Here is a 12,560-nt window from a genome sequence, read left to right as displayed (position 1 = left end):
CCAACCGATATTGGGATCCCCGCCGTAATCCTTGATCGTGAGGTGTCCGCCATGACCGTCGTCCCGATCGCCCGCGCCGCGGCCTGCTCTCCCCCGCCTCCCGTGACCGGTGCGGCCCCGTCGGCGTCGCCCGACTCGATGAACTCCGTCCTCGGCAAGGTGCGGCCCATCCTGGAGGCGTTCACCGTCGACGACGAGTCGCTCTCCCTCGCGGATCTCGTGCGTCGTACGGGAGTTGCGAAGGCCACCGTGCACCGGCTCTGCCAAGAGCTGGTGGTCTGGGGGCTGTTGGAGCGGGCGGGGTGCGACTACCGGCTCGGGCTGCGGCTGTTCGAGATCGGTCAGCGGGTGCACCGGCAGCGGATCCTGCGCGAGGTGGCGCAGCCGTACATGGAGGATCTGCTGCTGGCCACGCAGGAGACCATCCACTTCGCGATCCACGACGGCCTCGACGTCGTCTACTTGGAGAAGATCCTGCCGCACCGGGGCCTGAGCGAGGAGTCCCGGGTGGCGGGGCGGCTCCCCCTCTACTGCACTGCCACCGGCAAGGCGATCCTGGCCTTCTCCCCCGCCCCCCTCTTCGGCGACGTGGTCAGGAACGGGCTGAAACCGTTCACCCGGCACACGATCACCTCTCCCGGGCGGCTGCGCGGCCAGGTGGAGCGCATCCGCGAGGAGGGCATCGCGACCGAGGCGGAGGAGGTCAGACTCGGCTACATGAGCATGGCCGTGCCCGTCTTCGGCCGGCAGAACACCCTGGCCGGAGCCCTCTCGATCACCGCCCCGACCTATCGCGTGGACGCCGCCGCGCACGCGAGCGCGCTGCGCACCGCGGGTCTGGGCATCGGCCGGGCGCTGCGGTCGGCCCTGTGAACGCCCTGGACGAGGTGCTCGCCCGGGCACGGAGTCTCGTCGGTCGCTGGGAGGACGAGGACTGCGGCACGGTCACCGTCAAGGACTTCTGCCGGTACGCCGCCGCGCTGAACGACGCCGACTACATCGAGCGGGCCCGGAAGCAGGAAGCGGCGGGCGCGGTGGTCGAGGCCCCCGCCCTCTTCCTCGCGGCCACCATGAGCTGGGAAGACGGGCCGCCCGAACGGGAGTTGAGGCCGGACGGACTGGCCACCCGCGAGTCACCGTGCACCGAGGGTCTGCCCGTCCGCCAGGTGCACGGCGGCCAGACCGTACGTCTGCTCCGGGCTCCTGTCGCGGGCGACCGTGTCACTGCCTCCCGCGCGGTCGTCTCCGCCGAGCGCAAACAGGGCCGCTCCGGCGCCTTCGTGCTGCTCGGCCTCACCACCCGCTTCACCTCGGCGGACGGCACCGAACTGACGGCCGTGGACGAGACAATCGTAGTGAGGGAAGCAATCGACTCCCCTGGGGCCACATGAACCCGCCCGTCGCCGGTGACGTCTGCCCTGCGCAGCACTACACGCACAGCACGGTCCAGCTGTTCCGCTTCAGTGCCGTGTCGTGGAACTCCCACCGCATCCACTACGACGCCGAGTTCGCGGCCTCGGAGGGCTTCCCGGACGTGGTCGTACAGTCCACGCTGCACGGCGAGACCCTCACCCGCTACGCGTTGGCGTGGGCCGGGCCCGACTCCCGTCTGGAGACGGTGAGTTGGCGCAACCGTACGACCGCCGTGGCCGGTGAACCCCTCACCTGGACCGCGACCGTGCGGGAGGTCGAGGGCGCCCGGGTGTCCCTGGACGTGGCCGTCGTCAAGGCCGACGGCACCCCGTGTGTGACGGGAACCGTCGAACTCGCCCTCGTCTGACCGCCGTCCCGTCAGCCGGACCGGTTCCATTGGGCGGGGAGTCACCCGTTCCTACGCTCCTGAACCATGAGCGTTCACATTGACGATCCGGTCGAGTCGCCGGTGATCGAGACCGACATCCTGATCATCGGCGCCGGCCCGTCCGGCCTCTACGGCGCCTACTACGCCGGCTTCCGCGGACTGCGCGTCACCGTCATGGACGTACTCCCGCAGTGCGGCGGCCAGATCAGCGCGATGTACCCGGAGAAGCCCATCTTCGACATCGCCGGATTCCCGTCGGTGCGCGGTCGCGACCTCGTCGACAGCCTGGTCGCGCAGGCCGCGCCGTACGACGTCCAATACCTCCTCGGTGAGCGGGCGGTCGACCTGGCCCACGGGCCCGACCTTCGACCCGAGGTCCGCACCGACGGCGGAACTGTCGTACGGGCGGGGGCAGTTGTGATCACCGGTGGGGTGGGGACGTTCACGCCCAGGCCGCTTCCGGCGGGCGAGGGGTATCTCGGGCGCGGGCAGGTGTACTTCGTACCCGATCGGGCCGCCCACACCGGTCACGACGTGGTGGTCGTCGGCGGTGGGGACAGCGCCTTCGACTGGGCGGCGCTGCTCGCCCCGATCGCCCGGTCCGTCACGCTCGTCCATCGCAGTGCGCGGTTCCGGGCGCACGCGGCGAGCGTGGAGAAGGTGCGCGCCCTCGGCATCGAGATCATCACCGACTCCGAAGTGAGCGCGCTGCACGGCGACTTGGGAGTCGAGCGGGTCGAGGTCCGGCACCGGGTCGAGAAGACCGTCCGACAGCTGCCCGCCCGTACCGTCGTCGCCGCGCTCGGATTCATGGCCGATCTCGGGCCGCTCCAGACCTGGGGACTGGAACTCCAGGCGCGCCGGATCGCCGTCGACACCCGGATGGCCACCAATCTGCCCCGAGTGTTCGCGGCCGGCGACATCACCGACTACCCGGGCAAGGTGCGGCTGATCTCCGTCGGTTTCGGCGAGGCCGCCACCGCCGTGAACAACGCGGCCACCGTCATCGACCCCGAGGCGGCACTGTTCCCCGGGCATTCCACCGAGAAGGAGAACTGACATGGCCTACGTCATCGGATCGGCCTGCGTCGACATCATGGACCGGTCCTGCATGGAGGAGTGCCCGGTCGACTGCATCTACGAGGGCGAGCGCAAGCTCTACATCAACCCCGTGGAGTGCATCGACTGCGGTGCCTGCGAGACGGCCTGCCCCGAGCAGGCGATCACCGTCGACCGGCTCGCCGACCCGGAGTTCCGCGCCGACAACCGCCGCTTCTTCGAGGAGCCGCTTTCCGGCCGTACGACCCCTCTCGGCACCCCTGGCGGGGCGACCGCCCTGGGGCCGGTGGGGGCCGACACGGCGTTCGTGAGTTCCCTGTGATCTACGGCGAGTGGCGCAAATCTGCACTTCCAGGGGTGGCGCAATCCTGCGCGCCCCGAGGGAATTCCAAGCGAAAGCTGCACCGCAACACAGGCCAATCATCGCCCGCTCACACTCCTCCTTACCAGTTCCAGCGGAGAGGAGTGAACACGGTCCTATGACGGAGCGAACGGTCCTGGCCGGAATGACGTTGGTCGACGGCACCGGAGGTGCCGCACGGACGAACGCGACCGTGGTGATCGACGGTTCCGTGATCGCCGAGGTGGGCGACGCGGACACGGTGGCGACGACCCCGTCGGACAAGGTGTACGACCTGCGGGGGATGACCCTGCTGCCCGGTCTCATCGACTGCCATGTGCACCTGCGGTCCAACGCGGGCACCCGGCCGCAGGACGTGCAGCTGTGGAACATGCTGACGTCGGCCGAGGAGCAGACCCTGCATGCGGCGGCCAACGCCCGTGAGGCGCTGCGGTCCGGTTTCACCACGGTCCGGGACACGGCGGGCTCGCTGCCCGAGGTGGCCGTCAAGCACGTCATGGACGAGCACGTCCTGGACGGGGCGCGGGTGGTGGCCTCCGGGCTCGTGGGGATGACGGCGGGGCACGGCGACATGTTCTGTCCGGCGACGCTCGACGAGAAGCGGATGTGGCCGCCGGCCGACGGCGTCGACGAGTGCCGCAAGCGGGTGCGGCAGTACGCCCGCATGGGCGTGGACCTGATCAAGATCTGTACGAGCGGCGGCACGCTCTCCCTCGGCGACAAGACCGAGTGGCGCAACTACACGGACGCCGAGATCGAGGCGATCGTCGACGAGGCACACGCGCTGGACCTGCGGGTCGCGGCTCACGCGCACACCCGGGCCGGGATCACGGCGGCGCTCGTCGCCGGGGTGGACACGCTGGAGCACGGCTCCGACCTCGACGAGGACCTCGTCGAGCTGATGCTCGGGCAGGGCACGTTCCTGTGCCCGACCCTCTCGATCAGCGAGTTCATGACGGAGCACGGGAGCATGCGCGGCCTGGTGACCGAGCAGCTCGACAAGGCGGAGCAGCTCCGCGAGCGCCGGCTCACCTCCGTACGGCGGGCCTACCGGGCGGGAGTGCGGATCATCGCGGGCAGTGACTCCTCCAACACGATGCGGTTCGGGAACCACGCCCGCGAACTGGAGCTGCTGCACGAGCAGATCGGCATGTCGCCCGCGGAGGTTCTGGTCGCGGCGACCTCGGCCGCCGCGGACGCCCTCGGCATCGGTGCCAGGACGGGGACGGTCGCCCCCGGCATGTGGGCGGACCTGCTGCTGGTCGACGGTGACCCGCTCGCGGATCTGAGTGTGCTCGCCGACCGGCGCCGCCTGCGCGCGGTGTTCCGCGAGGGGCGCGTGACGGACCCGAACGCGGCCGAGTCCGTCCCCGGCGCGCTGGCCGCGCGACGCCGTCCCTCCGACCCGGCCCGTACGACGCCCCGGGCGTCGGCGCAGGCCGCCGCGATATAAGGGGAGAGATCCAGTGCTGCGTTATCTGTCGATCCGTCTGGTCCGCTCGCTCGCGGTGGTCCTCTGTCTCAGCGCCATCGTGTTCGCCCTGGCGCATCTGGTCCCCGGTGATCCGGCGGCCCTGATCGCCGGTGAGAACTCGACTCCTCAGCTGCGCGCCCAGATCACCCACCAGCTGGGGCTCGACCAGCCCGTGTGGTCGCAGTACCTGAGCTGGATCGGGCACGCCGTCCGGGGCGACCTCGGCTCGTCCCTGCTGGACGGGCAGAGCGTCGGCGCACAGGTCGCCACCCGGCTTCCGGTGAGCCTTGAACTCGCCGTCTACGCGGCGGTGGTCGCGGTCCTGTGGGGCATTCCGGCGGGGATCTGGTCGGCCATGCACCAGGGTCACGCCAAGGACCGGGTGGTCAACAGCGCGGCCTTCATGGGGCTCGCCGTCCCGCCGTTCGTGGTCGGCACGGTCATGGTCCTCCTGGTGAGCACGCTGGCACCGGCCTGGCCGCTGTTCTCCTTCGTGCCGTTCTCGCAGGACCCGCTCCTCAACCTCCAGGTGCTGCTGCTGCCCGCCATCGCCCTGGGCATCCCGTTCGGCGCGACCCTCTGCCGCTACATGCGGGCCGCCGTCCTCGATGTCGAGGGCCAGGACTTCATGCGCACGGCGGCGGCGAAGGGCGCGGGGCGACGGCGGCTGATGCTGCGGCACGCGCTGCGCAACGCGCTGGTGCCGGTGGTCACCGCGGGCGGTCTCCAGCTCGGGGTGCTGGTCGGCGGCACCGTCATCATCGAGCAGGTCTTCGCGCTCCCCGGGCTCGGCTCGCTGATCGTCAACTCCATCACGCAGCACGACTTCACGGTGATCCAGGGCGCGATCCTCGCGCTGGGCGCCTCCTACGTGCTGATCAACCTGGTGACCGACCTGGTCTACCCCCTCATCGACCCTCGCATCCGGACGACTGGAGCTCGCCGTGACGGTTGAATCCACCGCGCCCGCCGTCACCGTGACCACGGCGCGACGGCGCAGGCCGCGCCTCGGCTGGAACCCGACCCTGACCACCGGTGTCTGTGTGCTCGGCGGGATGGTCGCGCTGGCCCTGCTCATCGGTGCCTTCGGCCGCTACGCGGCGACGGACGTCAGCGACTCGCTGCTCACCGGACCGTCGGGAAGCCACTGGCTGGGCACCGACAACCTCGGCCGTGACCTGTTCACCCGCACGTTCGGCGCGGCCCGGCAGTCACTGCTGGTGGCCTTCGGGGCGACCACGCTGGCCGCGCTCATCGGGGTCCCGATCGGGCTCGTCGCCGGCTACAACGCCCGCCGGCTGGACGCGGTCCTGATGGCGGCGATGGACACGGCGATGTCGATTCCCTCGGTGCTGCTGGCACTCGTGCTGGTGTCGGTGTTCACCCCGGGCATGTGGGTCCTGATCGGGGGCATGGGCCTGATCTTCGTGCCGTACTTCGCGCGGATCGTGCGGGCTCCGGCGCTCACCGTGCGCGAGCGCGACTTCGTCTCGGCTGCGCGCATCGCCGGCGTACGGTCCCCGGTGATCATCGTTCGGCATGTGCTGCCGAACGTGCTGTCCTCCGCGCTCGTCCAGTACGCGAACACGGCGGCGACCTGCGTCCTGGTCGAGGCGTCCCTGAGCTATCTGGGCCTCGGCATCCAGCCGCCGACGCCCAGTTGGGGCCGGATGATCTTCGAGGGTCAGCGCTACATGAAGGACGACCCGCTGCTGGTGATCGTCCCCGGCATCACCCTCGCCGTCGCCACGGCGGCCTTCGGCCTGATCTCCGACGGCCTGCAGGAACAGCTCAACCCGCGCGGCAAGCGCCGTACGCCCTGAACGGGCGCCCGCACCACGTCACTTCACCCTCACGTTCTTGAGAAACAGGCGGTCATGATGACGAATCACACCTTCACGCGCAGAAACGCGCTGGCACTCGGCGGCAGCACGCTGGCCGGTCTGATGCTGGCGGCCTGCGGCGGTACGGCCACCACGGCCTCCAGGACCTCCGGGAAGCCGGTCAGCGGGGGAACCCTCACCATCGGGCTCGACGGGGAGCCCACGGTCGGCTTCGACCCGCAGGTGGCCCAGGCGTACTTCGACCAGCAGATCGTCGCCCAGTTCTACGAGGGCCTGCTGAGCCTGGACAGCAAGGGCCAGATCAAGCCCGGCCTGGCCAAGAGCTACCAGCAGGTCGACTCCACCACCTACCGCTTCACACTCCGCGACGGCGTCACCTTCCACGACGGCACCAAGCTCACCACCGACGACGTGATCTTCAGCCTGGAGCGGCTGATGGATCCCGCGATCAAGTCGCCGTACACCCAGCAGTACAAGATAAAAACGGTGACGGCCGTGGACGCGAGCACCGTGGAGATCAAGCTCAGCACCCCGCAGCCGTCGCTCTACAACTTCCTGGCCCGCCCGTGGAGCGGCGCCATCATGAGCAAGAAGTGGACGACGTCCCGCACCGGGAACGAGCTCAAGCAGACGGAGAACGGCACCGGCCCCTTCGCCCTGAAGAAGTGGTCGAAGGGCATCTCCATCACGCTCTCCGGCTACAAGGGCTACTGGGAGAAGCCGAAGCCGTACCTCGACACTGTGATCTACCGGCTCATCCCCGACGAGACCTCGCGGGTGGCCTCGCTGCGGTCCAACTCGGTGCAGCTGCTGTCGTTCCGCGATCTGCGCATGGTGAGCGACGTCAAGACCACGAGCGGTGTCACCGAGGCGAACGGGCCCCTCGTCTCCAGCGTCTGGCTCAACATGAACACCCTGAGCGGACCGCTCGCCGACAAGCGGGTCCGGCAGGCGTTCAACCTCGCCATCGACCGCAAGACCCTGATCAAGACGCTGGGCAGCGGCTCCGCGTCCTTCGGCTACGTCATCCCGCCGCAGGACCCGTACGGCACCACACCCACCACCGCCGACCCGATGTACACGCAGAACCAGGCGAAGGCCAAGGCGCTGCTCAAGGCCGCGGGCAGGAGCACGGTCAGCATCGAACTGACCGCCCCGAGCGATTCCGCCTACGGCCCCGACATCTCCGCCCTGGAGCTGATGAAGGCGCAGCTGTCCAAGGTCGGCATCACCCTCAACCTCAAGCTCGTGCCGTTCGCGAGTGTCGTGCCGAAGGTGCTGGGCGGCGACTACACCGACATGATCATGCTGACCAGCGTCCTGAACGCCGACCCGAGTCAGTACCTCGACTTGTGGTTCGCCAAGGGCAGCCCGGCGACCAAGGTCAAGGACCAGCACCTGTGGGACCTGATGGCCGCCGCGAAGAGCGAGCAGGACAACGCCAAGCGGGTCACGCTCTACCACCAGCTCGCCCAGTACATCGCCGACGAGGCCTACCTGCTGGTGCCGTACGCCAAGGCCGTGCGGGGCGAGGCGTGGAGCGACAAGGTGCACGGCTACCAGCCGGACGCCACGGCGACCCGCCTCAACCTGAAGAACGCGTGGCTGGCACCGTGAAACCCGACACCCTGACTCCCGCTCGGGCCGGTGCCGAGGCCGACGGCACCGACCCGGTCCTCGACGTCTCCGGACTGCGCATCGGGTTCGGCGGCTCGGACGTCGTCTCCGGTGTGGATCTCCGTGTCGAACAGGGCGAAGTGGTGGGCCTGATCGGCGAGAGCGGCTGCGGCAAGTCCAGCGTCGCCCTCGCCGCCATGGGCCTGCTGGGCTCTGGCGCCGACGTCCGCGCCGACCGGCTGGTGGCCTGCGGTACGGATCTGCTGGGCAGCGCACCCGCCGAGCTGGAGAAGCTGCGCGGCGACCGGGTGGCGATGGTCTTCCAGGAGCCCATGACCTCCCTCAACCCGTGCATGCGGGTCGGCGCGCAGGTCGCCGAGGTGCTCCGCATCCACGGCAAGGCCGGCCGGAAGGAAGCACAGGAGCGGGCCGTCGACCTGCTGCGGCTGGTGGAGATCCCCTCCCCCGAGCGCCGGGCCAGGCAGTTCCCGCACGAACTGTCCGGCGGCATGCGCCAGCGCGTCGTCATCGCCATCGCGATGGCGGGCAACCCGCGCCTGCTGCTGGCCGACGAACCGACGACCGCCCTCGACGTCACCGTGCAGGCCGAGGTCCTCCGACTGCTGCGCTCGCTCCAGGAGGAGCACGGCATGGGCATGCTGCTCATCTCGCACGACCTGGGTGTCATCACCGCGATGTGCAGCCGGGTGCAGGTGATGTACGCGGGGCAGGCCGTGGAGTCCGGCACGGTCGACCAGGTGCTGAACGCGCCCCGGCATCCGTACACGCGGGCGCTGCTCGCGGCGGTGCCGCGGATGCGCGAGGGCGACGGCACTCCGTTGACCGCGATCCGCGGCCAACTCACCGACGACGCACGCCGGTTGCCCGGGTGCCGCTTCGCACCGCGCTGCCCGCTGGCCGCCGAAGCCTGCGCCGAGCCCCAGCCGTTGCGGCCGGTCGGTGACGGGTGGGTGTCGCGTTGCTGGCGCGACCTGGAGGAAGCCCCGACGGCGGCCGGAGGAAAAGATGAGTGAATCGCAGCTGGACCTGTCAGTGGGCGAACCGACGGATCGGCCCCGCACGGCGGACACAGAGGTGCCGCTGCTCGAACTCGCCGGTATCGGGCACGAGTTCGGACGCCGCCCGGGCCGTTCCGGTGTCCGGGCCGTGGACGACATCTCGCTGACCCTGAACCCCGGTGAGACGGTCGGCCTGGTCGGCGAGTCCGGGTGCGGCAAGAGCACGCTGGGCCGGATCGCCACCAGGCTGTACCGGCCCACGCGCGGCTCGGTGCGTTTCGAGGGCAAGGACATGACGCACAAGCCGCAGAGCGCCGATCTCAAGGCGTTCCGGCGTGCGGTGCAGATGGTGTTCCAGGATCCCAACGGCTCGCTGAACCCCCGGCTGCCGGTGGGCGCCAGCATCGAGGAACCGCTGCGCGCCCGAGGCGTGGCGCGCGCCGACCGGCGTGACCGGCTGGCGCAGGTCCTGGAGGAGGTCGGCCTCGACGCGTCCGCGGCCACCCGCTTTCCGCACGAGTTCTCCGGCGGCCAGCGTCAACGCCTCGCGCTCGCCCGGGCGTTGGCTCCGCAACCGTCCGTCATCGTCCTCGACGAGCCGACGTCGGCGCTCGACGTCTCCATCCAGGCGCAGATCCTCAATCTGCTCCAGGAGATCCAACAGCGCGACCGCATCGCCTACTTGTTCATCTCGCACAACCTCGGTGTGGTCCGGCACCTCAGCCAGAGGGTGGCCGTGATGTATCTCGGGTCGATCGTGGAGATCGCGCCGGCCCAGCAGTTGTTCGAGGCGCCGCAGCACCCGTACTCCATGGCACTGCTCTCCTCCGTCCTGGAACCGGGCGACGACACCGCGCCTGGCGAGCAGATCGTCCTCAAAGGTGAACTGCCCTCGCCCTCGGACATCCCGACCGGCTGCCCCTTCTCCTCGCGCTGCTGGCTGGCCGACGACCACTGCCGCAGCGAACGCCCCGCACTCACCGAACGGACACCCGGCCATCTGACGGCATGCCACAAACCAGGGGGTCACTCATGACGGACACACTGCGCCGCGGCTATGTACCCAGCCGCTTCGGGCAGTTGCACTATGCCGAATGCGGCACGGGCGAACCGGTGCTGATGCTCCATCAGACGCCCCGGTCCTGGACCGAGTACCTGGAGGTGCTCCCCCGCGTCGGGGCCACGCACCGGGCCATCGCCATGGACACCCTGGGTTTCGGCGCCTCCGCGAAACCCGAAGAGCCGCACACGATCGAACGGTTCGCCGACGCGGCCGACGACTTGATCGAGGAACTCGGCCTGGAACGCTTCCATCTCGTGGGCCATCACACCGGCGGGGTGATCGCGGTGGAACTCGCCGCACGCCACCAGAAACGGGTGGCGAGCCTGTTCCTGTCCGCGACCCCCTTCATCGACGAGGAGAAGCGGCGCTCGGCCGACCGGCGCAAGGCCGTCGACCACGTCGTCCCCCAGCCGGACGGCTCGCATCTGCTCGAACTCTGGAACCGCAGGCGGGAGTTCTACGAGCCCGGTGAGGAGGCCGCCCTCAACCGGTTCATGATCGACGCACTGACCGTGCTGGACCGGGTCGAGGAAGGGCATGTGGCGGTACGGGGCTCGATGATGGACCAGCGGCTCCCCCTCGTCACCGCCCGCACCCTCGCCGTCTGCGCCTCCGGGGACCACTTCTCGATGCCGGGCCTGGAGAAGTTCGCGGACGCCGGCTGCGAGACCCGGGTCATTCCCGGCGGCCACGTCCCCGTACCGGAGCAACTCCCCGAGGAGTTCTCGCGGCACATCCTGGAATGGGTGGCGGCGGGATGACCACCGCCGGCGAGACGCGGGAGACCGACGAGCGGCCCAACTCGGTACTCGCCAAGGTGAGCCTCATCCTGTCGGCCTTCGGCGACGACGACTTCTCGCTCGGCCTCGCCGAGCTGAGGTCCCGCACCGGCATCGCGAAGGCCACCGTCCACCGACTCTGCCAAGAACTCGTCGCCACCGACTTCCTGGAGCGCGACGGCTGCAACTACCGCCTGGGTGTACGGCTTTACACGATGGGCCTGCGCTCACCCCAGCAACGCACCCTGCGCGAGGCGGCGAAGCCGGTCATCGAGAGCCTCGCCCAGAGCCTGGACAACGCCGTCATCCTGGCGATACCGCACAACTCCGAGCTGCTGTGCGTCGAGAACCTCGGCACGCACCGCAACCACGCCCGCTCCACCGCCGACGGCCGACGCCTCCAGCTGCACAGCACCGCCGCGGGCAAGCTCACCCTGGCTCTTCTCCCCGAGCAGTATCCGCTCGCGAGCGTCCTCCCCCTGATGGTCCGCTGCACCCCGCACACGCTCGGCCCGGCCCAACTGCCCGGGGAACTCAAGCGCGTTCGGGAGCAGGGCTACGCCGTCGAGGTGGAGGAGCGGCGCCTCGGCTACCTCGCCGTCGCGGTGCCCGTACGCGGCGCCGGCGGCGCCTATCTGGGCGCGCTGTCGGTCATCGCGCCCACGGCGGGCAGCAGGATCACCCGCCTGCTCACCGCCCTGACGCAGGCGTCGAACGTCATCACGACCCGACTCGCTCGCTACGACTCCCTCCGCGCTCCCCACTGACCACGGGCCCCGCACCACTCTCGACCAGGGCCGCCACGAACCCCTCGGGGTTGTCGCGCATCATGTGGTGGCCCGCGTCGGGGACTTCGACGACCGGGATGCCGGCCTGCCGGACAGCGGGCTCGTCCGCGTAGGGGCGGCTGCGGGTGCCGATGAGCATCACCTTCGGCTGGGGAAGGCCGTAGAAGAGTTCCGCCGTGCCCGGGGTGGTTCCGCGCACCAGGCTCACGGCGCTGCGGTGCAGGATCGCGGGGTCCGCTGCTCTGAACCGGGCCGCGTAGTCGGGTTCCAGTGTCTCCAGGACCGTACGGAATCCGTGGCTGACGAAGTCGTCCTCGCGGTAGGCGGCGATGGCTCCGCTGTAAAGTCCGCCGCCGGCACGGAGGTTGGGCTCGGCCACGACGAGCCGGGAGACGAGGTCCGGGCGGGTCGCGGCGAGGACTATCGCGAGGGCGCCGCCCATGGAGTGTCCGATGAGGACGGCGTCGGCGATCCCGCAGTCGTCGAGGACGGCGGCGACCGTCTCCGCGTGGGCCTCCAGGGTGCCCGGGAAGTCCTTCGGGCGGTCGCTGAAGCCGTGGCCGAGGAGGTCGACGACGAGCGAGCGTCCGCCGTAGAGGCCGGGATGGGCGGCGATCTCCGCGAAGTCGGCGGAGCCGGCGCAGCCCAGGCCGTGGAGGTACACGCGTGCGGGACCCTCGCCCGGGATGTCGATCCGGCGCAGGTGGCCGCCGGCCGCGGGGAGGTGGGTGGATTGCATCTGTGGTCCTCAACAG

At 70.0% G+C, this 12,560-nt stretch carries 14 protein-coding genes; 13 read left to right on the top strand and 1 reads right to left on the bottom strand.

Annotated elements, in window-relative coordinates; all coding sequences use genetic code 11:
* The first annotated feature begins 51 nt into the window (after positions 1 to 51).
* The 13 genes from OO70_RS01020 to OO70_RS00960 all read left to right on the top strand — a co-directional run bounded on the left by OO70_RS01020 (position 52) and on the right by OO70_RS00960 (position 11,784).
* Positions 52 to 873: an IclR family transcriptional regulator gene (locus tag OO70_RS01020; RefSeq protein WP_043662569.1), complete on the top strand. Its 822-nt coding sequence runs from the start codon at positions 52 to 54 to the stop codon at positions 871 to 873.
* Complete coding sequence (locus OO70_RS01015; RefSeq protein ID WP_043662567.1) at positions 870 to 1,391, top strand: FAS1-like dehydratase domain-containing protein; 522 nt, start codon at positions 870 to 872, stop codon at positions 1,389 to 1,391. The genes OO70_RS01020 and OO70_RS01015 overlap by 4 nt, the downstream gene beginning before the upstream one ends.
* Positions 1,388 to 1,780, top strand: a complete 393-nt coding sequence (locus tag OO70_RS01010; RefSeq protein ID WP_043662566.1) for a hotdog family protein — start codon at positions 1,388 to 1,390, stop codon at positions 1,778 to 1,780. The genes OO70_RS01015 and OO70_RS01010 overlap by 4 nt, the downstream gene beginning before the upstream one ends.
* Positions 1,781 to 1,846: 66 nt before the next feature.
* Positions 1,847 to 2,860: an NAD(P)/FAD-dependent oxidoreductase gene (locus OO70_RS01005; protein ID WP_043662564.1), complete on the top strand. Its 1,014-nt coding sequence runs from the start codon at positions 1,847 to 1,849 to the stop codon at positions 2,858 to 2,860.
* Between the two features lies 1 nt (position 2,861).
* Positions 2,862 to 3,182 carry a ferredoxin gene (gene fdxA / locus OO70_RS01000; protein ID WP_043662562.1) on the top strand — a complete coding sequence of 107 codons (321 nt, stop codon included), beginning with the start codon at positions 2,862 to 2,864 and terminating at the stop codon, positions 3,180 to 3,182.
* Between the two features lie 157 nt (positions 3,183 to 3,339).
* Entirely contained in the window at positions 3,340 to 4,674 is a 1,335-nt protein-coding gene (locus tag OO70_RS00995; protein WP_234336657.1) for a metal-dependent hydrolase family protein, read from the top strand.
* A gap of 13 nt (positions 4,675 to 4,687) precedes the next feature.
* Complete coding sequence (locus tag OO70_RS00990) at positions 4,688 to 5,650, top strand: ABC transporter permease (RefSeq protein WP_043662560.1); 963 nt, start codon at positions 4,688 to 4,690, stop codon at positions 5,648 to 5,650.
* Positions 5,640 to 6,518 carry an ABC transporter permease gene (locus tag OO70_RS00985; RefSeq protein WP_043662558.1) on the top strand — a complete coding sequence of 293 codons (879 nt, stop codon included), beginning with the start codon at positions 5,640 to 5,642 and terminating at the stop codon, positions 6,516 to 6,518. The genes OO70_RS00990 and OO70_RS00985 overlap by 11 nt, the downstream gene beginning before the upstream one ends.
* 54 nt (positions 6,519 to 6,572) lie before the next feature.
* A complete protein-coding gene (locus OO70_RS00980) occupies positions 6,573 to 8,156 on the top strand; it encodes an ABC transporter substrate-binding protein (RefSeq protein WP_043662556.1) in 1,584 nt (527 codons plus the stop codon).
* Positions 8,141 to 9,190, top strand: a complete 1,050-nt coding sequence (locus OO70_RS00975) for an ABC transporter ATP-binding protein (protein ID WP_234336656.1) — start codon at positions 8,141 to 8,143, stop codon at positions 9,188 to 9,190. The genes OO70_RS00980 and OO70_RS00975 overlap by 16 nt, the downstream gene beginning before the upstream one ends.
* Complete coding sequence (locus tag OO70_RS00970; protein WP_078651185.1) at positions 9,183 to 10,211, top strand: ABC transporter ATP-binding protein; 1,029 nt, start codon at positions 9,183 to 9,185, stop codon at positions 10,209 to 10,211. Before OO70_RS00975 ends, OO70_RS00970 begins: the two co-directional genes overlap by 8 nt.
* Positions 10,208 to 10,999, top strand: coding sequence for an alpha/beta fold hydrolase (locus OO70_RS00965; protein ID WP_043662554.1), 792 nt, complete (start codon positions 10,208 to 10,210; stop codon positions 10,997 to 10,999). Before OO70_RS00970 ends, OO70_RS00965 begins: the two co-directional genes overlap by 4 nt.
* A complete protein-coding gene (locus OO70_RS00960; protein ID WP_043663456.1) occupies positions 10,996 to 11,784 on the top strand; it encodes an IclR family transcriptional regulator in 789 nt (262 codons plus the stop codon). Before OO70_RS00965 ends, OO70_RS00960 begins: the two co-directional genes overlap by 4 nt.
* Here OO70_RS00960 and OO70_RS00955 read toward each other — a convergent pair.
* The gene (locus tag OO70_RS00955) at positions 11,738 to 12,544 is read right to left on the bottom strand and encodes an alpha/beta fold hydrolase (protein WP_043662552.1); all 807 of its coding nucleotides are present in this window, start codon (positions 12,542 to 12,544) and stop codon (positions 11,738 to 11,740) included. The genes OO70_RS00960 and OO70_RS00955 overlap by 47 nt on opposite strands.
* Positions 12,545 to 12,560 lie beyond the last annotated feature (16 nt).

It is taken from the genome of Streptomyces xylophagus, assembly GCF_000716435.1.
Classification (GTDB): domain Bacteria; phylum Actinomycetota; class Actinomycetes; order Streptomycetales; family Streptomycetaceae; genus Streptomyces; species Streptomyces xylophagus.
This window is presented reverse-complemented; position numbering and strand designations above follow the sequence as displayed.